At 68.4% G+C, this 19,798-nt stretch carries 18 protein-coding genes; 6 read left to right on the top strand and 12 right to left on the bottom strand.

The annotated features are described in order from the left end of the window. Positions 1-78: 78 nt before the first annotated feature. From O0K41_RS09830 to O0K41_RS09800, 7 genes are all read right to left on the bottom strand, one after another. Positions 79-1,725 carry an MFS transporter gene (locus tag O0K41_RS09830; RefSeq protein WP_164221560.1) on the bottom strand — a complete coding sequence of 549 codons (1,647 nt, stop codon included), beginning with the start codon at positions 1,723-1,725 and terminating at the stop codon, positions 79-81. Further along, positions 1,719-3,002: an alginate export family protein gene (locus O0K41_RS09825; protein ID WP_164221558.1), complete on the bottom strand. Its 1,284-nt coding sequence runs from the start codon at positions 3,000-3,002 to the stop codon at positions 1,719-1,721. Before O0K41_RS09825 ends, O0K41_RS09830 begins: the two co-directional genes overlap by 7 nt. After that, the gene (locus O0K41_RS09820) at positions 2,981-4,828 is read right to left on the bottom strand and encodes an amidohydrolase (protein WP_171039736.1); all 1,848 of its coding nucleotides are present in this window, start codon (positions 4,826-4,828) and stop codon (positions 2,981-2,983) included. Before O0K41_RS09820 ends, O0K41_RS09825 begins: the two co-directional genes overlap by 22 nt. Before the next feature lie 119 nt (positions 4,829-4,947). After that, the gene (locus O0K41_RS09815) at positions 4,948-5,373 is read right to left on the bottom strand and encodes a DoxX family membrane protein (RefSeq protein WP_005410009.1); all 426 of its coding nucleotides are present in this window, start codon (positions 5,371-5,373) and stop codon (positions 4,948-4,950) included. Positions 5,374-5,375: 2 nt separating this feature from the next. Further along, positions 5,376-6,032, bottom strand: a complete 657-nt coding sequence (locus O0K41_RS09810; protein ID WP_012480558.1) for a hydrolase — start codon at positions 6,030-6,032, stop codon at positions 5,376-5,378. Then, positions 6,029-6,472, bottom strand: a complete 444-nt coding sequence (locus O0K41_RS09805; protein ID WP_059034680.1) for an AraC family transcriptional regulator — start codon at positions 6,470-6,472, stop codon at positions 6,029-6,031. Before O0K41_RS09805 ends, O0K41_RS09810 begins: the two co-directional genes overlap by 4 nt. Before the next feature lie 50 nt (positions 6,473-6,522). Further along, a complete protein-coding gene (locus O0K41_RS09800; RefSeq protein WP_005410012.1) occupies positions 6,523-6,855 on the bottom strand; it encodes a hypothetical protein in 333 nt (110 codons plus the stop codon). Positions 6,856-6,951: 96 nt separating this feature from the next. Between O0K41_RS09800 and O0K41_RS09795 the strand changes: the two genes are divergently transcribed. Beyond that, a complete protein-coding gene (locus O0K41_RS09795) occupies positions 6,952-9,981 on the top strand; it encodes a sensor histidine kinase (RefSeq protein WP_088437067.1) in 3,030 nt (1,009 codons plus the stop codon). After that, complete coding sequence (locus tag O0K41_RS09790) at positions 9,974-10,627, top strand: response regulator transcription factor (RefSeq protein ID WP_005413756.1); 654 nt, start codon at positions 9,974-9,976, stop codon at positions 10,625-10,627. The genes O0K41_RS09795 and O0K41_RS09790 overlap by 8 nt, the downstream gene beginning before the upstream one ends. 291 nt (positions 10,628-10,918) lie before the next feature. On the opposite strand, the gene O0K41_RS09785 is transcribed toward O0K41_RS09790, so the two are convergent. Beyond that, positions 10,919-12,112, bottom strand: a complete 1,194-nt coding sequence (locus O0K41_RS09785; RefSeq protein WP_108270429.1) for an MFS transporter — start codon at positions 12,110-12,112, stop codon at positions 10,919-10,921. A gap of 93 nt (positions 12,113-12,205) precedes the next feature. On the opposite strand from O0K41_RS09785, the gene O0K41_RS09780 reads away from it, so the two are divergent. Beyond that, positions 12,206-13,135 (top strand): LysR family transcriptional regulator, encoded by a 930-nt coding sequence (locus O0K41_RS09780; RefSeq protein WP_049451846.1) that lies wholly within the window; start codon positions 12,206-12,208, stop codon positions 13,133-13,135. A 93-nt stretch (positions 13,136-13,228) separates the two neighbouring features. Here O0K41_RS09780 and O0K41_RS09775 read toward each other — a convergent pair whose 3' ends face one another. Further along, positions 13,229-14,686 (bottom strand): amidohydrolase family protein, encoded by a 1,458-nt coding sequence (locus O0K41_RS09775; RefSeq protein ID WP_308304496.1) that lies wholly within the window; start codon positions 14,684-14,686, stop codon positions 13,229-13,231. A gap of 51 nt (positions 14,687-14,737) precedes the next feature. After that, entirely contained in the window at positions 14,738-15,439 is a 702-nt protein-coding gene (locus O0K41_RS09770; RefSeq protein WP_164221554.1) for an ankyrin repeat domain-containing protein, read from the bottom strand. Positions 15,440-15,561: 122 nt separating this feature from the next. On the opposite strand from O0K41_RS09770, the gene O0K41_RS09765 reads away from it, so the two are divergent. Continuing rightward, entirely contained in the window at positions 15,562-16,443 is an 882-nt protein-coding gene (locus O0K41_RS09765) for a LysR substrate-binding domain-containing protein (RefSeq protein WP_164221552.1), read from the top strand. A 131-nt stretch (positions 16,444-16,574) separates the two neighbouring features. After that, positions 16,575-17,012, top strand: coding sequence for a DUF3806 domain-containing protein (locus tag O0K41_RS09760; protein ID WP_049451840.1), 438 nt, complete (start codon positions 16,575-16,577; stop codon positions 17,010-17,012). 49 nt (positions 17,013-17,061) lie between these two features. Here O0K41_RS09760 and O0K41_RS09755 read toward each other — a convergent pair whose 3' ends face one another. Then, positions 17,062-18,222: an amidohydrolase family protein gene (locus O0K41_RS09755; RefSeq protein ID WP_099604770.1), complete on the bottom strand. Its 1,161-nt coding sequence runs from the start codon at positions 18,220-18,222 to the stop codon at positions 17,062-17,064. A gap of 182 nt (positions 18,223-18,404) precedes the next feature. Here O0K41_RS09755 and O0K41_RS09750 point away from each other — a divergent pair, with 182 nt between their 5' ends. Then, a complete protein-coding gene (locus tag O0K41_RS09750) occupies positions 18,405-19,046 on the top strand; it encodes a hypothetical protein (protein WP_164221550.1) in 642 nt (213 codons plus the stop codon). A gap of 29 nt (positions 19,047-19,075) precedes the next feature. Here the strand turns inward: O0K41_RS09750 and O0K41_RS09745 are convergent, their stop codons facing one another. Then, a complete protein-coding gene (locus tag O0K41_RS09745; RefSeq protein ID WP_164221548.1) occupies positions 19,076-19,702 on the bottom strand; it encodes a hypothetical protein in 627 nt (208 codons plus the stop codon). Positions 19,703-19,798 lie beyond the last annotated feature (96 nt).

Here is a 19,798-nt window from a genome sequence, read left to right as displayed (position 1 = left end):
GCCGGCCGCTGGCCGGCAACCCGATCATCCATCGTGATCATGCACAGCCGGCCAGCGGCCGGCTCTACCACCGGCGGGTCAGATGTCGGCGTGGTGATGCGGCACGGCGGCAGGCAGCGGGTCATGCCCACCCACGAAGTGGCGCACCACCGGTGCACGTTCGCCACGATGCAGCCCGCGCAGCACTTCCTGGATCGCCTTGTCATCGGCAGTGATGCGTTCGTGCTGGCGCAGATGCTCCAGCCACGACGGGGTCACGAAATACTCCAGGTGGATACCCGGGCTGGCCACGTCCTCCACCACACCCCAGACCACCGCGCCATCGCGGCGACGGATCGTGCCCAGGGCACGCATCTGCGCCTGGAATGCGGCGCGATCAGCATCGTCAATGCGGTACTCGATGGTGACCAGTACCGGGCCGCGATCGTTGGATACCGGCACCGACAGTTCCGGTGCCGGCCAGTGTCCCGCTGGGCGCAGGTTCAGGTCTTCAGTACCGGCAATGCGCACGCGCCACACCAGCAATCCGCCGATCACCGCACCCGCGGCAGCCACCAGCAAGGCCAGCTCCGGCGAGGTGCGCTGCGCCAGTGCACCCCAGCTCAGGCCACCAGCCGCCATGCCAGCGGAAAACACCATGATGTACAGCGCCAGTGCACGCGCCCGTACCCACGCTGGCACTGCGGTCTGCGCGGCAATCTGCAGCGACGACAGCACGGTGATCCAGGCGAAGCCATTGACCAGCATCACAGCCGGAAGCACGTACCAGCTGCGGGTCAGCGCCAGCCCGACCAGGCTGAGCGCCAGAGACAGCGTGGCCAGCAGCACCAGCAGGTCACGGTCCATCTGCGCACGCAGCTTCGGCAGCAGCAACGCACCACCCACGGCACCGATCCCGATGCAGCCGAGCAGCATGCCGTACTGCCCCGCCCCGCCCTGCATCTGGCCGCGCACCACCACCGGCAGCAGTGCATTCATTGCTGCAGCAAAGAAGAAGAAGCCGACCGACTTGATCAACACCGCCTGCAACCGTCCGGCACGGCTGGCATAGCGCAGGCCCGCCTTCAGGCCGGCACCGAAGCCTTCCGGCGGCAGGCTGGACTGCTTCGGGTCGCGCTTCCAGCCCCACACCACGAACAGCATTGCTGCGAACGTGATGGCGTTGAAGCCGAACGCCCAGACCGCACCCAGCTGGGCGACGATCACGCCGCCGATGGCCGGGCCGATCGAGCGCGCGATGTTGATGCCGATCGAGTTCAGCGCCACTGCCGAGGCCAGCATCGGCTGCGGCACCAGTTCGGACACGATCGCGGCCTGTGCCGGCATCGCCATCGCCGCACCGCAGCCCATGCAGAAGGTCAACAGCACCAGCAGCTGCGGGGTCAGCAGGTCCATCGCGGTCAGTGCCGCCATCACCGCCGCGACCAGCAGCATCCAGCCCTGGGTGGCCAGCAGGTACCTGCGGCGATCAACGATGTCGGCCAGAGTTCCGGCGGCCAGTGCCAGCAGCACGATCGGCACCGTGGTGGCCGATTGCACCAGGGCCACCATCAACGGTGAGCCGGTGCGCTCGGCCATCACCCAGGCAGCGGCCACGTCATTGACCCAGGTGCCGATGTTGCTGGCCAGGATCGCCAGCCAGATCGAGCGGAACATCTGGATCTTCAGCGGGGACCAGGCACCTGCGGCCTGTGCGGAGGGTTGCGACGCGTTTGCGTTCACCATTGCCATGCTCCAACGATCGAGGCGAACAGCGTGTCCTGGCCGCCGGCCTGCTTCAGTGCAGGACCGGCATCGACCCAGGCCAGCTGCAGCTGCCATTGCCAGTGTTCGCTGGCCTGCCAGCGGGTTTCGGATTTGTATTGATTACCGATGCGGCGCGCGCCACCGGCACTGCCTGGCAACGCCACCAGCGGCGCCGGCGTGGTGTAGACCGCATCGGCGCGACGATGCTTCCAGGCCATCTGTACGCCCAGCTCCGTCGTCACCGCGTCGTGCAGGCGCAGGGTCAGGGTCGGCTGCACGTCCATCAGATTGGCCGGGGCCAGCAGGCTGGCCTCGCTGAAGTAGGCCGATTTCGGGAACAGCGCATTGAAGGTCCCCAGGCGGCCGTCACGCGGATTGCCATCGCCACTGGCGATGTCGGCCTTCAGCCCCAGACGCGGCTGCAGCGGCAGCTCCGCCCAGCGCCAACCGGTATCGGTAGCCAGCGTCCAGGCGCGAATGTCGAGGTTGCCGGTCGCGGTGCGCAGTTCACCGCCCTGCGCCACCAGCTCGCTGTTCCAGTCCAGTGCACCGGCCTGGCCGAACCAGCGCGCACCCAAGGTCTGCCGCCGCTCGATGCCGGAACCCGCCGCGAAGCGTGCGCCTTCGCGGCGGTAGTCCAGCAGATACAGATCCCACTGCCCCGCGCCCTGCCCGCGTGCCGTGGTGGCATAGGCACCCCACAGGTGGGCACCGTGCTCCCCGCGATCATCAAAGGCACCCGGCCGGTTCTCCACCGGTCGCAGTGCCATCAGATCAAGCGTGCCGAGGCGGCCCTTCCAGCCCAGGCGCGCACCATCGAAGGCCAGGCGGATGTTCGGCCCATCGCGCACCGACAACAGTCGTGAGCTTCCGTAGCCGGCTTCCTGCCGACCGAGTTGCAGGTGGAAGCCGCCGCGCTGCCAGCGCCAATACGCCTGCTGCACGTCCAACGCGCTGCGGTCGGTGCGGCCGGGTCCGCCGGCCCTGCCATTCTCAGCATGCACGCCCAGCTGCAGCTTTGCCTGCCAGCGGTCCTCCACATAGGTGGCCGAGGCCAGCGCACGCAGCAGGCCATGGCCATCTTCGCTGCCACCAATACCGAACCGGGGCGGGTCGTAGTACAGGCCACGCACGCGCAGTGAGGCATCCCACTGCAATTGGCCGTCACCGGCGTCAGTGCAGTGGCCACCCTCGCAGGCCAGCGCCAGCGATGGCACGGCCAGCAGCGCCAGGCTCAGAACGCGAAGCACGAGCATCCCATCGCGCCCCAGAACGCGGTCAGGTCATTGGTCGGCGCCGCGTGCTGCGCGGCATGCCCGTGCGCACCGTGGGTACTGCAGGCCACGCCGTGATGGCGGCGATGGGTGGTGGCCAACCCGGTGGCCGCACCGCCGACGTGGTAGCCACCGAACCGGTTGACCGGCGACCAGTCCGGCATCGCCGGCGGCAGCTGCGGCGCCAGCCCTGCATAGTCGGCATCTGCATGCACGATGCGTCCGCCGACCACGGTCAGCACGCTGGTGATGTCGGCGATCTGCGCGTCATCCACGCGGAAGAAGTCGGCCGAGAGCAGGATGAAATCAGCCAGCTGACCGGCTTTCAGCGTGCCCTTCACCGCTTCGTCGCCGGAGAACCAGGCGCTGCCCTGGGTCCACAGGCGCAGCGCCTGCTCGCGTTCGAGCAGGTTCTCATCGCCATACAGGGCCAGACCGCCCACGGTGCGCCCGGTCACCAGCCAGGACAACGCCACCCACGGGTTGTAGCTGGCCACGCGGGTGGCGTCGGTACCGGCACCGACCGGTACGCCTTCGGCCAGCATGCGCTTGACCGGCGGTGTATGCCGCGCGGCCTGCACGCCATAGCGCTCGACGAAGGCTTCGCCCTGGTAGGCCATGCGGTGCTGCACGGCAATGCCGCCACCCAGCGCACGGATGCGTTCGATGTTGCGCGGGGTGATGGTCTCGGCGTGGTCGATGAACCAGTGCAGGCCATCGAACGGCACCTCGCGGTTGACCTGTTCGTACACATCCAGGATGCGGGTGATGCTCTCGTCGTAGGTGGCGTGGATGCGGAACGGCCAGCGCTTCTCGACCAGCAGCTTCACCACGTCGTGCAGTTCCGGCTCAAGCTCCGGCGGCAGTTCCGGGCGGGGCTCGTTGAACAGTTCGAAGTCGGCGGCGGAGAACACCAGCATCTCGCCGGCACCGTTGTGGCGCAGCAGGTCATCGCCCTGGCGCGGCTGCAGGATCTCGCTCCAGCCACGGAAGTCATCCACTTCCCTGCCCTTGTTCTGGGTGAACAGGTTGTAGGCAATGCGCACCGTCAACTGATCATCGCGGTGCAGCTGCTCGATGACCTGGTAATCCTCGGGATAGTTCTGGAAGCCACCGCCGGCGTCGATCACCGAGGTGATGCCAAGCCGGTTCAGTTCGCGCATGAAGTGGCGCGTCGAGTTCGCCTGGTACTCGATCGGCAGGCGCGGTCCCTTGGCCAGCGTCGCGTACAGGATCAACGCATTCGGCTTGGCCAGCAGCAGCCCGGTCGGGTTGCCCAGCGAATCGCGCACGATCTGCCCGCCCGGCGGATCCGGCGTGTCCTTGGTGTAGCCGCAGGCGCGCAGCGCGGCACGGTTGAGGAGTGCGCGGTCATACAGGTGCAGCAGGAACACGGGTGTATCCGGCGCGATGTCGTTGAGCTCCTGCAGGGTCGGCAAGCGCTTCTCGTTGAACTGCGCGGCAGTGAAGCCACCGACCACGCGTACCCACTGCGGCGCGGGCGTGCGGTCGACCTGGGCTTTCAGCATGTCCAGGGCGTCGCCCAGCGAGCGCAGGCCGTCCCAGCGCAGTTCCAGGTTGTAGTTCAGGCCACCGCGGATCAGGTGGGTGTGGCTGTCGTTGAGGCCGGGCAGCAGGCGCCGGCCCTGAGCATCGATCAAGGTCGCTTCATTGCCCCAGCCACGCATGATCTCCTCGTCGCTGCCGACGGCGACGATGCGGCCTTCCTGCACGGCCAGGGCCTGCGCATGCGGCTGCTGCGGGTCGAGGGTGGTGATGCGGGCATTGCGGATGACCAGCGTGCTCATGCGACGCTCCTTGGAAGTGGAATCGAGTGCGGCACCGGCACGACCGGCCAGGCCCAGCGCAACAGCGGCGCCGCTGGCCAGCAGCACGTTGCGGCGGCCGTGATCGAGGGGATCGTGACTCATGCGAGGTCTCCCGGAAGGCGATGGACGTCCAGTGCCCAGGTGCCGGGCCCGGCCAACGCGATGGCCAGCAGTACCGTGGTCCACATCAACGGGTACTCACTGCCACCGCGCATCCAGAACCAGCCCCTGGGCAGGGCCAACAGGACGGTGAAGCCGATGAAAGCAGCCGCTGCAAGCGCGGCGATGCGGGTCTGCCATCCCAGCAGCACGGCCAGCCCGGACAGCACCTGCAGCAGGGCCAGCAACAGCGGCAACGGTGCCACCGCTGGCAGCCCGAAGCCGCGCAGCTCGGTAGCGAAGCCGGACAGCCCCGGTCCACCGAACCAGCCGAACAGCTTGCCCAATGCGTGCGGCAGCAGGAAGCCTCCTGCCGCCACGCGCAGCATCAGCAGGGCCAGGTCGAGGCCATGGCCAGCCAGCATGCTCAGTGCCCGCCTTCCTGCGCGCCGAACATGCGCTTGGCGTACTGGATGCCGATGCCGTAGCCGCCGGCATGGTCGCGGGCAATGCCGGTGGTCAGGTCGTAGGTTTCACCGCGTGCCCAGTCGCGCTGCAGTTCAAGCAGGTACTGCACGCTGGTCATCGGCACCGCGCCGGCCTGCACCATGCGGGTGATCGCACGCTCGTGCGCTTCTTCGCTGACATCGCCGCAGGCATCGGTGATCACGTAGACCTCGAAACCCTGCGCCAGCGCCGACAGCGCCGGCCCGACGATGCAGACGCTGGTCCAGAGGCCCGCAAGCACCAGGCGGCGCTTGCCGATGCGGTTGATCTCGTCGATCACCGCCCGGTCTTCCCAGGTATTCATCGAGGTGCGGTCGAACACCGGCTGGCCAGGGAAGATCTGCGGCAGTTCCGGGAACATCGGGCCGGAGAACGACGCTTCTGCGACCGTGGTCAGCACCACCGGCACATTGAAGCCCTTGGCCCCCTTGCTGATCAACGACACGTTGTTGCGCAGCGCGGAGATGTCGATGGTATGGGTAGCGAATGCCATCTGTGACTGGAAGTCGATCAGCACCAGGGCATGGTCGGTGGGCGACAACAGGGCCGGGGCGGGCGTGGCGGTGGCAAGGCTCATGGGTGGACTCCGTTGGAAACACGATCAGGTGGAAGCAACAGGGCTGCATCGCCGGCCAGGTACTGGCCGGGGCTGCAGCCGGTCTCGGCGCGGAAGCTGCGGACGAAATGGCTCTGGTCGAAGAAGCCGAGCTGCTGCGCCAGGCAGGACATCGGCAGGTGCTGGGCCGACAACAGCTCGCGCGCACGTTCGATACGGCGACGGCGTACATAGCGCAGCGGGCTGGCGCCGGTACCGCTGCGGAACAGGCGCACCAGATGGAAGCGACTGACGCAGGCGACGGCCGCCAGTTCGGTGACCCGCAGCGGCTGTGACAGGTGTTCATCGACATAGCGCAATGCACGCTGCAATGCGGCGACCTGCTGCGGCGCCAGTGAAGCGGCGGGCGGATCAGGCGGAAGGATGGTGGCCATGCGGGACGCCGCGAAGGGATGCCCCATGGTGCGTGACCCCTGCGTGATGCCCTACCCCCGTCGGTCGAGGCCAGCACCTACCCGAATGGGGGAGGCCGACGGCCGAGCAGGCGGCGCCCGAACAACCGCGCATCCAGTGAATAGGCGCCAGGCCCCAGCGCCAGCAAAGCCAGCGGCAACACCACCAGTGGCCACGGCAGTGCCTGTGCATACAGGCCCAGTGTTGCCGGCACTACCGCCAGCGGCGTCAATACGCCCAGTGCAAGCATCACCACCGCCAGCAGGCATAGCGCCGACAGCCAGCCCGCGTGCGTGCCCGGCGTGCACAATGCAGCGGCCACGCACAGCCGCAGCCACAGCAGGCCGATGCCCGGCCCGCGGTCGGGGAACATCACGAACAGGCGCTGCATGGCCGGACTCCACAGGACATGCCGGCGTGATAGCCGACCACGGCACCAGGCGCCTACCCCGTTCGGGTCACCCGCGGCTGCCCCGCACCTGCCAGAATGCGCGCCATGCATGGCCGCCCCTTCCCGTTCCTGCGTCGCCTGCCGGCGCTGCTGGCGTGCCTGCTGCTGTGGACCGCCCTGCCCGCCCTCGCCGTGCAGCGGCCGGCCGTGAGCAGCGGGTTGCCCGGCTACGAGCACACCGCCTGGCGGGTCGGCCAGGGTGCACCCGGTGACATCTGGGACATCAGCCAGGACCGTGACGGCCTGTTGTGGTTGGCTACCGGTTCGGGCCTGTACCGATTCGACGGACGTCGCTTCGAACGGCAGGCGCCACCGGCTGGCACCCGCTACCCGTCCACCAACATGGTCACGTTGGAACACAGCGCCGATGGCACACTGTGGATCGGCTACTTCCAGGCAGGCATCAGCCGGTTCGCGCGCGGCCAGCTGTACAACTACGGCCGCGGCCAGGGCGTGCCGGTTGGCGTGGTACCGCACTTCAGCCAGGACCGCGACGGCCGGATGTGGGCAGCCATCAATGGAGGGCTGCGCGAGTTCGATGGCCAGCGCTGGCAGCCGCTGCCCGCAGACACGGGCGTTCCGGAACACCGCGTGCAATGGGTGCTGCACGACAGCCGTGGCACCTTCTGGGTACTGGCCAACCTCAGGATCTGGATGCGTCCTGCAGGCCAACCGCGTTTCGAGGACACCGGCATTGCTGTATCCCAGATGGCGACGCTGACCGAGAGCCCCCAGGGCGAAGTCTGGCTGGCCGACCGTGTGCGCGGCACCTCGCCGCTGGCCAATGCGCAGGGCCTGCTGCCAGACAGCGAACGCGAAGCGCGACGCCTGCCGGACCTGGTCGCCGCACGCCTGCAGTTCACTGCCGACGGCGCGTTATGGGCCACGATGAGCCCGCATGGCGGTGTGGCCCGGGTCACGTTCGACGGCAGCCGCGCCGTGCGCATGGAGCGCTTCGATTCGCCGCACGGGCTGACCGCCACCTCGGCCGTGCCGATCATCGCCGACCGCGAAGGCAATCTCTGGGTCGGCACCAATCTGGGCCTCAACCGCTTCCGCATGCGCAGCGTGCACACGCTGGCGGTCGGCCCCAGTGATCCCTATCGCTCGCTGGTGCGGGCCAGCGATGGGCGTGTGTACGGCTACGGCGAGGACCTCAAGCCGTACGACCTGCGCCGGCCACTGCTGGAAGGCAGCGCCGCACAACTGCAGGCGGCCGCGCGCCGGGCGCCCACGCCGATCTGGCAGTTCGACTGGGTCAACCTGGCACGCACGGTGGCAGGCCACACCACGCTGATTCCGCTGCCCGAGCCCTTCACCGGGCAACCGCTGCATGCCCTGCTGTTCGCCGATGACGACCAGGCCTGGGTCTGCACCGGTGAACGTGGCGTGCTGCACTATCTGCACGGCCAGTGGCAGCGCGAAACGCGCCTGCCCGAACAGGCCTGCTCATCACTGGCGCTGGATGCCAATGGCCAGCTGCTGCTCGGCTATGCCGACGGTCGGCTGCGCAGCATGGACGCGACCCGCATCGAAACCTTCGATGCCAACCACGGGCTGTTGGTCGGCCCGGTCACCGCGCTGCTGCACCACCAGGACCTGTTGCTGGTGGCCGGTGAGGCCGGGCTGGCCGCCCGCCTCGGCAATGGCCGCTTCATGCCGGTCAACACCGACATGGCCGGCGTGCTGGAGGGCATCACCGGCATGGTTGCCGATGCGCACGGTCACCTGTGGCTCAATGGCAGTCGTGGCCTGGTCCGGTTGGGGAGCGATCAGTTGCGGCGGGCGCTGCGTACCGGGCAGCCGGTGACGCCACGCCTGTTCGATGCGGTGGATGGCATGCCGGGCATCGCCCTGCAGAGCGGACCGATCCCCACCGCCGTGCTGGCCGACGACGGCCTGCTATGGCTGGCCACCAACCAGGGCCTGGCCTGGCTGGACACCACCCGGTCGCACGTCAATACGATGGCTCCCAGCGTGCGCATCGGCGACGTGCTGCATGGCAGCGAACGGCAACCACTGCGGGACGGCCTGCGCCTGCCGGCCGGCACCAGCCAGCTGCAGATCGACTACGTGGCGCTGTCGCTGGCACGCCCGGAACGCAACCGCTACCGCTATCGCCTGTCCGGCGTTGACGATGGCTGGCAGGACGCGGGCAGCAGCACCCGCGCGTATTACACCAACCTCGCGCCAGGCAACTACCGGTTCGAGGTGGAAGCCGCCAATGAGGACGGCATCTGGAGCACCGCACCGGCCAGCCGCAGCTTCCGCATCGCGCCTACCTTCATCCAGACCGTGTGGTTCAAACTGCTGTGCACCGCCGCCGTGCTCGCACTACTGGTGCTGGTAGTACGCATCCGCAGCGGGCAGCTGGCCGCGCTGTTCCGTGCGCGCCTGCAGGAACGCAATGGCGAACGCGAACGCATTGCGCGCGACCTGCACGACACCCTGCTGCAGGGCAGCCAGGGCCTTATCCTGCGCCTGCATGCGATCAGCCAGTCACCCCAGACCCCCGAGCCGGTGCGCAGCCAGCTGGAGTCGGCGATGCAGCTGGCCGAGCGCAACCTGGCCGAGGGCCGCGAGCGGGTCAATGCGCTGCGCGAGGGGCCGTTCGCGGGTCGCGACCTCGCTTCGGCACTGGCCGATGTGCACGCCGAGTATGCCGGGCACGGCACCAATCCGCTGCGCCTGACCGTGGAAGGCCCCCACCCACCGCTGCAGGCTGATGCCGCCGAGGAAGTGTTCCTGATCGGACGCGAGGCGATCCGCAATGCGCTGCGCCATGCCAATGCCAGCGCCATCGAAGTGGAGCTGTCCTACGGCACGCGGTGCTTCCTTCTACACGTGCGCGATGATGGCGTGGGCATCGCCGACGAAAATGCCGGCCATGGCCATTGGGGGCTGCAGGGCATGCGCGAGCGCGCGCAGCGCCTTGGCGCGGAACTGCAGCTGTGGACCCGCCCCGGGCTGGGGACCGAAGTCGCGCTGGCAGTTCCCGCCCGGCGCCTGTATCACCGCCGCCCATCACGTTGGCGCTGGCCCTGGAGTAGAACGAGCCATGACTGAAACCCCTGCCCCGATCGGCGTACTGGTGGTCGACGACCACCCGCTGCTGCGTGACGGCCTGGCCGCCCTGCTGGGCGCACAACCCGATCTGCGCCTGCTCGGTGAAGCCGCCGACGGCGAGGAAGCCATCGCACGCTACCAGCAGCTGCAGCCGGACGTGGTGCTGATGGACCTGCAGATGCCCCGCCTGGATGGTGTGGAAGCCATCGTGCGGATCCGCGCGATGGACCCGCGCGCGCGCATCATCGTGCTGACCACCTACCGCGGTGACGTACGTGCGGTGCGGGCGTTGCAGGCCGGCGCCAGCGCCTACCTGCTGAAGGACATGCTGCGCCACGAGCTGGTCGACACGATCCGCATGGTTGCGGGCGGCCGGCGCGCGCCGATTCCACCAGCGGTGGCGGCGAGCATCGCCGCGCATGTGGTGGAAGACCGGTTGTCGCCGCGCGAGACCGAAGTACTGCGGCACGTGGCCGGTGGCCTGTCGAACAAGCGCATCGGCGAGCGCATGCAGATTTCCGAGCAGACGGTGAAGGCGCACATGAAGAGCCTGATGGACAAGCTCGGCGTGGGCGATCGCACGCACGCGGTGACCCAGGCGCTGCGGCGCGGCATCATCAGCCTGGACGACAGCGGTCACGATTAGGGGGTTGTTCGGCAGGGCTTGCAGCCCTGCACCCACGGTAGTGCCGGCCGCTGGCCGGCAACCTCAACAGCAAAATCAAAAACGGGCTCTCCGTGGGATGGCGCGGCGGTGTCGGAGTGCGGGGACGCTGCAAGTGCGTCCCTGTAAGCTTGTCAGCCGCATCCATGCGGCTGACACCCCGCAATCGGTCCCACCCCGCCTGCCTACAGTAAACCCGCTGTTTGTGCTGTTGCCGGCCAGCGGCCGGCACTACCGCAGGTGCAGGGCTGCAAGCCCTGCCAAACACCCCCCTTACTTCAAGCGCAGCAGCAGGCTGCCGCCCGCACACACCACTGCCAGCCAGGCCACGCCGTGCCACCCCCACTGCGCCAGCGCCAGGCTGCCCAGCGCACCGCCGGCGGCCATGCCGATGAACATGCCCGTGAACAGCAGCGCATTGAGGCGGCTGCGGGCCGGCGGCACCAGGCCATAGACCAGCGTCTGGTGCGCCACCAGCGCTGACTGGAAACCGAAGTCGAACAGCAGCGCACTCACCACCAGCAGCGGCAGCAGCGCGGCGGCCGGCAACCAGGCTTCGGCCAGCAGCAGCCCGAAACCCAGCAGCGCCACTGCGATCGCCAGCCGCGCCACGGCATGGCAACCCAGGCGATCGGCGAAACGTCCTGCAAACGGCGCAGCCAATGCGCCGGCCGCACCGGCGATACCGAACGCACCCGCCGCCGCACTGCCCAGGCCCAGGCGGGCATGCAGCATCAGCGCCAGCGTCGACCAGAACGCGCTGAAGCCCACTGCCAGCAACGACTGGCTGGCCACCGCACGGCGCAGCTGCGGCTGCTCGCGCCACAACGCCAGCAATGAACCCAGCAACGCCGGATAGCGCAGCGTGCTGGTCGGTGCGAAACGCGGCAGCGCACGCGCCATCAGCGCGCCCATCGCCGCCACCGATACCGCGGCCAGTACGAACTGCGTGCGCCAACCCCATGCTTCAGCCACCACGCCACTGACCACGCGCGACAGCAGGATGCCGAGCAGCAGGCCGGTCATCACCCGGCCGACGATCTGACCGCGCTGTGCATCCGGCGCCAGCACCGCAGCGGCAGGCACGATGTCCTGCGCCAGCGTGGCCATCAGCCCGACCAGCAGGCTGGCCATCAGCAGCCCCGGCAGGTGCCCGGCCATCGCTGCGGCGCCAAGTGCCAGTGCCAGCAACGCGGACTTCAACAGGATCAGGGTGCGGCGGTCGAAGCGGTCGCCCAGCGGTGCCAGCAGCAGGATGCCCAGTGCATAGCCGAGCTGGGTCAGGGTCGGTACCAGGCCGGCGGCGCGCTCGCCTGCGCCGAGGTCCTGAGCGATCAGGCCCAGCATCGGCTGGCTGTAGTAGAGGGAGGCGACCGAGAAGCCGGCGCCGGCCGCCATTGCCAGCACCAGCGGGGTGGAGGGTGCGGTCACGGGCGCGGCGGCGACGGATAGCGAAGGGGTAGACATGGGGGAGTCCGGTGGAGGAAGTGGACGTATCCTGCCGGTATTCGCCAAACGTCTGTAGTAGGCTTTATTACATATTCTTCATACGCCATACGCATGAATGACCTCGCAACCGGTGCGGATCGCCTGGATCTGCTGCGCACCTTCCTGCGCATCGTCGATGCCGGCAGCTTGTCTGCCGCGGCCGTGCTGCTGGGCACCACCCAGCCGACAGTCAGCCGACGCCTGCAGGCCCTGGAGCGACAGCTCGGCCTGCGCCTGCTGCAGCGCTCCACCCACGGCCTGCAGCTGACCGAGGATGGCCTGCGCTGCCAGCGTCATGCGCAACGCGTGGTCGACGAATGGGAGTCGCTGCAGGCCGAACTGCACGGCGAACCGGAAACGCTGCGCGGACGCCTGCGGGTGATGGTGCCGCACGCGTTCGGCCAGGCACAGCTGCTGCCGACCATGCTGGCATTCCTGGCCCAGCACCCGCAGCTGAGCCTGGAGTGGATCCTGGAAGATAGGCGCCCGGACTTCATCGCAGAAGGCATCGACTGCGCGGTGCGGGTGGGACCGGTCGACGAACCGCGCATGGTCGCACTGCCGCTGGCCGAAGTGCCGCGCATCGTCGTGGCGGCACCGTCGCTGGTGCAGTCCACCGCGATCAGCACACCAGAACAGGCACAGGCACTGCCATGGATCTCACTGGTCACCTACTACCGCGAACGCCTGTTGCTGCATGACGCACAGGGTCGCGCGCATACGCTGTCGATCAGCCCGCGCCTGCTCAGCGACAACCTGTTCGTGGTGCAGCAGGCTGCACGCGCCGGGCTGGGCGCAGCGGTGGTCTCGGCCTGGCTGGTGGCCGACGACCTCGCACAAGGACGTCTGGTGCAGCTGCTGCCGGACTGGCAGGCGCCGGCACTGCCGGTGCATGTCGTGTTTCCTGCTGCGCGCCAGCAGCCGCCGCGGCTGCGCGCCTTCATCGATGCGATGAAGGCCGCACTGCCGCAACTTCATGGAATGCGGCCGGCACCGCGTTAGGCCAACGGCCGCGTCATCCACGCATGGCGTGGATGCCGTCCAACCCCATAGGGTCGGATCCCTTCCCGCCGGGAAGGGCTCTGACCCTGTCGATCACTGCCTCTTCGCCGCCTCGGCATTCCACGCCGCCACCTTGGCCTTGGTATCAGCCAACATCTTGTCCAGCGCAGCGCGGTCATACACGCTGCCACGCAGGATCACGCTGTCGATCTTCTCGGTGGCGGCGATGTCCTGCAGCAGGTTGGCGGTCAGCAGCACCAGATCGGCGGCCTTGCCCTGTGCGACACCACCGTAGCGGTCCATCTGGCCGAACCAGGCCGGACCGGAACGGGTTGCGGCGGACAGCGCCTGCGGCGCGCTCAGGCCTTCCTTCACGAACAGCTGCAGTTCCTGGTGCAACGCGATGCCCGGGAAGTTGAACGAATTGAGGAAGCCCGCATCGGTACCGGCGATGATCGTTACGCCCGCCTCCTGCAGCAGCGGCAGCACCGCGGCCACCTGGTGGTACTGCGCGTGGCGCGCTTCAATCTGCGCCGGCGTGGCCTTGGCTGCGCGGTCCACGCGCCACTGGTAGGTCGCGCGCAGGCCAGGGCCGATGTAGGCCAGGTACGGATCGTTGGCGTGGTCATCTTGGTCAAGGAAGTCGAGGATGCGGCCACCGTTGAGGGTCGGGGTCACGAATACACCGCGCTTTGCGAAATCACGGTAGGCATGCATCGCAGTGTCACGGTCGAAGCTGGCGTCGAGGCGCCGGTTGGCTTCGGCACGGTCGATGCGGCCTGCGCCGAAGTCGGCGGCGATCTGCGCTTCATCCTTGCTGCCGGCCTTGAATGCGTAGTCCAGATGCTCGATCGAAGCCAGGCCGGCATCGACCGCCTGCTCCACGGTCAGTGCCATCGGAATATGCCCCGAGGCTTTGAAGCCGGCCTTTCGCGCAGCGCTGGCCGAGTACAGGAACAGTTCCGGCTTCAGCGTGCTGTCGGTGATCTTCACGAAATCGACCTTGTCATGCTGCAGGCGGGCGATCGCCTTGTCGGCGTCGGCCTCGCTGCCCACTTCGATCGTGCCCTTCCAGACCGGCTTGATGCCTTCGATCTTCGCACCGGAGCTGAGCAGGCGCGGGCCGAACAGCGTGCCCTTGGCGATCTCGCCGCGCCACTGCAGCACCTGCTCGGGCAGGTCGCCGGAGCAGTCACGCACGGTGGTGATGCCGTGCGCGATGTACAACGGCAGCAGCGCCTTGTTCTCTTCGATCAGCGCCGGACCACCACCGAAGTGCACGTGCATGTCCCACAGGCCCGGAATCAGGTACTTGCCCTTGGCATCGATCTGGCGGGCCGCACTCCATTGGCTGCGCAGCTGCGCGTCCGGGCCGACGGCGACGATGTCCTCGCCACGGATCACCACGCTCTGCCCGGCCAGCGTGCTGGCGTGCTCGACATCGACCACGGTGGCATTGCGGATCATCAGGTCGGCGCGCTCGGCGGCAGACGCCGACAGCGGTGCTACCGCAAGGAGGATGGCAAGGGACAACGGACGGGAACGGAACATGGACAGCATCCTGATGGGCACGCCCAGCGTGCGGGTGGAAGGGGTTTGCATTCAACGCACCGCGCCGTGCTGGCGCAGCAGGGTCTCAATTCCGGTATAGCCGCGCTGGCGCGCGTGCGCCAGCGGCGTCACGCCGTCGCCGTCGGCAAGCTCCGGGTCGGCACCGGCCTCCAGCAGCAGCTGCACGATCTGCACGTGGCGCGCACCGCCATCGCCGAGCAGGATCGCTTCCAGCAGCGCGGTCCAGTGCAGCCGGTTGACATGGTCCACCGCCACACCGGCCCGCAGCAGCGTGCGCACGGTGGCGACGTGACCGCGCTCGGCGGCCGGAATCAGCGCGGTACCGCCATAGCGGTTGTTGCTGCGCAGGTCGGCGCCATGCGCCAGGGTCATCGCCAGGATCTCGTCCAGGCCGCGCGCACCGGCGTACAGGTAGGCGCTGTCCTGCAACGCGTCCTTGGCGTTGACGTCTGCCCCGGCCTCGATCAGCTCACGCGCGGCATCCACGTTGTTGCCATGCGTGGCCAGCAGCAGCGCGGTGCGGCCCTGGCCATCGCGCGCCTCCAGCGTGGCGCCATCCTCGATCGCCTGTCGCACCGCATCGGCGTCGCCGCGGCTGGCAGCATCCCGCAGGCGCGCGTCTGCGTCGGCCCTGGACGTGGCGGTGCAGGCGGGGGTGACCATGGCCAGCAGGCACAACAGCAGCACGCGCGTTAACGGCGCAGGCCAGCCAGCGGAATGATGGACGCGCATGACAGTGTCTCCTCATGTCCGTCGCCACGGAACGCCGTGCGACGGTAGCAACAGCCGGGCATTGCCGGCCCCTGCCCTGCATGGTAGAAGTCGGTCTGGGTATCCAGAAGTGAAATGTTCAAATGCAAGACAGTGCCAAATCGAATAGACCCCTGTTCGAACTGGACCTGCTGCGGGCGCTGGTGATGGTGGCCGACTGCGGCAGCTTCACCACGGCGGCCACGCGCCTGCATTCGACCCAGTCCACGGTCAGCCAGAAGGTGCGCCGGCTGGAGGAACTGGCCGGGCATCGCCTGCTTGAACGCGGCCATCGCGACGTGCACCCCACCGATGCCGGCCACACCCTGCTCGGCTACGCGCGGCGCATGCTCGACCTGAACGAGGAAATGGCGCAGGCGCTGGCCGGTGCGACGGTGGAGACCGCGGTCCGCATCGGCGTGCCCGAGGATTTCGTCAACGCGCAGACCACGCGCATGCTGGCCGCCTTCAGCCGTCGCCACCCGCAGGTGAAGCTGGAGATCAGCAGCGGCCTCAGCCGCGACCTGGCGCAGGGCTTCGACCACGGTGAGCTGGACCTGGTGCTGGTCAAGCAACGCCGCAACAGCCGCCAGGCGGTGCATTGCCGGCGCGAGCCGATGCACTGGATCGACAGCCTGCGCAGCAGCTGCCTGCAGCAGGACCCGCTGCCGCTGGTCACCTTCCCCCCGCGCGGGCTGTACCGCGACGAGATGATCCATGCCGTGGAAGCGCTGGGCCTGCGCTGGCGCATCGCCTTCACCAGCTCGTCGCTGAGCGGCATCCAGGGCGCGGTGGCCGATGGCATCGGCATCAGCCTGCTGCCACGCCGCGCGGTCAGCCGCGAGCACCGCCTCATCGATGGCGAGCGCGAGCTGCCGGTGATCGACAACTACGAGATCGGCCTGCTGCATCGCGCGGACGCCGATGATGCCGTGCGCGCACTGGCCAGCGAGCTGTGGCGGCAGGTGCAGCGCGAACCGGACTGACCACGGTAGATCCACGCCATGCGTGGATGCCTTTCGCGCATCACGCATCGAAACATGGTCACTCCGGCCCTATAGCGGGCAACAATCGCCTCGTAGAGTGCCTGTTGTTTCCGTGCTCCACGGCGCCTGCCATGTCCGATGAAATCCCCACCCGCTTCGATCCGCTGCCTGCGGCGCTGCAGACGCATCTGCAGCACCAGCGCTCGCTGATCGCCGCGCGCGTGGCGGCCGGCTTCCCGACGTTGCCGGTGCAGTGGCCGCTGGCGGCCAGCACACTGCAGCGCGTGGTCGATGCCGAGCTGATCGACCGTGCCGACTGCGATGGCTGGGAAGCGCTGGGCGTGGCGTTCGGTGACACCCTGGCCCAGCGCGTGCCGGGTCTGGCCTGGATGCAGGTCACCGATGCCTGGGGCATCGATGCGGTGCTGCGCTATGCCGACAGCAGCCTGCAGATCGGCGCCAGCACGCTGCTGCTCAAGCGCGTCGAACAGGGCGAAGTCATCGACATCGCCCATCTGCTGGCGTGGCTTGAGGAATTCGTTGCCACCCGCGCCGACGATTACGTCTGAAAGGCCGCCGAGCATGGCTCGGCACTACAGGGGATTGCGTGGCGTGGATCTACAGCCAGCGGCCGTCGACCACCACGCGGCGTTCCACGGGCACCCCAGCCACGGCAGCAGGGCCGTGGTCGGCACGCACCGCCACGAAAGTGGCTGGCTGGCCTTCGGCAATGCCATGCTGCGGCAGGCCGATCACCTGCGCGGCGTGGGTGGTGACCATGTCCAGTGCCAGCATCAGGTCTGCATCGGTGTAGAAGCCGGACCGGTAGCCCAGCAACATCGCGCGCTGCAGCAGGTCGCCGTTACCGTACGGCCACCAGCAGTCGCGGATGTTGTCATTGCCTGCGAACACGCGTACACCGGCATCATGCAGCGCGCGCAGCGGCGGGAACGGATGATCGCCCGGCGCGTTGCTCATGATCGCCACACCCGCCGTGGCCAATGCTTCGCCCACCTGCAGCGCGCGCGCCAGCGGCACTTCGCCCAGCGAATAGGCATGGCTGACCGCAACCCGCCCCTGCAGGCCGGCGGCCCGCGTCCGCGCTGCGATGCGCAGCAGCTGGGCCAGGCCGGTTTCGCCGGGCTCGTGCAGATGGATGTCCAGCTGCACGCCGTAACGCTCGGCCAGGCCGAACAGCAGCGCCAGCTGGCCTTCGGCATCACCATCGAGCGTGGTCGGGTCGATGCCGCCGAGCACCTCCACGCCCGCGGCAAGCGCCTGCTCCAGTACGGCGGCGGTGCCGGGACAGGACATCACCCCGGCCTGCGGAAACGCCACCAGCTGGATCCGCATGATGTCGGCGCAGCGCAGTGCCGCCTCGCGCACCGCTTCGAGATGGCCGAGACCGGTGCTGCCGTCGATATCGACATGGCAGCGCATCGCCACCGTACCGAAAGCACTGCATTGGCGGATCAGCGCCTCGGCACGGTCCACCATCGCTGCCGCACCCGCCACCGCCGCCTTCTCCACCGCCAGCCGCTCACGCAGGCTGTTCACCGGCTGGTGCGGGTGCCAACGGTCGCCGACGAAGCTCTTGTCGAGGTGAATGTGGCCGTCGATCAGCCCGGGCAGCACCGCGAAGCCCTGCAGGTCGACGCATTCCGCCCCTTCGACCGGCGTGGCCTCGCCATTGAGCCCGCTGATGCGGCCATCACGGACATGGAAATGCAGTGGCGCACCGTCGCGGTCGACACCGCCATGGACGAACTGGAGGGTCATCGGGAACTCCCGGAATGCCAAGAATGGCGCCATCGTGCGCCTCGCCGCAGCCATCGGCCAACGAAATATCTGGATGGCACGCATTCACGAGAACGATGACTGCCCTGCGACAACCGGTCGCAGCCACGCCGTGCACACCCCTGAACGGGTAACATGGGCGCCTGTTTCCGCTGTGATGCCGCATGGGCCCGTCCGACCGCCACGATCGTCTCCGCCGCTGGCAGGCCGCGTCCCTGCTTGCCGCTGCCCCGATCGCCAGCCTGTCCGCCACCGATGCAGCGGCTGCCGCGCCGCTGCAGTCGCCGCCGGGCCAGCAGCGCATTGCCCCGGCTGCACTGGTCGAGCGCCTGCACCAGCGCGTGCTGTCCGGGCAGAGCGCCACTGCCACGCTGGAACAATGGTGCGCCGAGCACGGCCTGGCCGAACAGGCGCGGGTGCGCGCAGTGCGCGTACACGGCCAGGACAAGCCCGCGCCCGCCGACGTGCTGCAGGCGCTGGGCGTGAAGCCGGGTGCCGACCTGCGCTATCGCCGTGTGCAGCTGGTCTGCGGCAGCCGCGTACTGTCCGAGGCCGACAACTGGTACCTGCCTGGCCACCTCAGCCCGGCCATGAACCAGGTGCTGGACAGCACCGATGAACCGTTCGGTCGCGTGGTCGGCCCGCTCGGTTTCCAGCGCCAGACCTTGGCCGACCAGACGTTCTGGCCGCCGCGGGGCGAAGGCGACCGCGGCGTGATCCTGGAGGTGCGTGCCCTGCTGCGCGATCGCCAGCAGCAGCCTTTCAGCTACGTCATCGAGTCATACCTGCTGCAGGCGCTTCCGTAACGCGCCGTGGCGCCGGTCATCCGCCGGTGCTACGGGCCCGCGATGCCGTTGGCGGCCGGGTCCACCGAGAACACGAAACGCCCACCGCGCTGGTCCCTGCCCCATGTCATCGGCGCGATGGTAAGGCTGTAGACCGGGGCCGCCTTGTCCATGCCGATCGCCTCGGACCAGGCACTGAAATCCTCGTCGGTACGGCTTCGGATCTCGCCAACACACAGGCTGTAGCCACAGGCGAAAGACACCAGCGTGCCGTCGTTGCCGATGCGCCGGGTCGCGGCCGTCCTGTAGAGCCGGGTCAGGTCCTGCACTTCCGGGTGACCGGCTGCATCGCGCTCGAACTGGCTGATCACCTGCGCGAAGGCCTTGTCGGAACCCAGCACCGCCTCGCTCTTCTGTGCGGACACCGCACCCTCGTTCAGCAGCATGCGCTCGCCCTCGAGGAAGTGACCTTCCGGTTGCGCGAGCCCAGGGGCAGCCGTCGTGGTACTCGATGCCGTTGGCACGCGCGCTGATACAGCATCGGTCGCGGGGTTGGAACGGGACGGCGCAGGCGCGGCATTGGCCACCTCCGCGGCATCCTCCACGCTGGCCGCCTGCCTGCCACTGCAACCTGCAATGGCCAGCACGGCAATCACGCTCCACCCCCTGACATCCATGCGCATCCTCCTCCGTGTATCGCCACAGCATGCCACGTGCGCGACGGCAGCACGGATGCACTGCACAAAGAAAAGCCCGGCAATGCCGGGCCTTTC

It is taken from the genome of Stenotrophomonas sp. Sm2128 (assembly GCF_030985535.1).
Classification (GTDB): Bacteria; Pseudomonadota; Gammaproteobacteria; order Xanthomonadales; family Xanthomonadaceae; genus Stenotrophomonas; species Stenotrophomonas maltophilia.
This window is presented reverse-complemented; position numbering and strand designations above follow the sequence as displayed.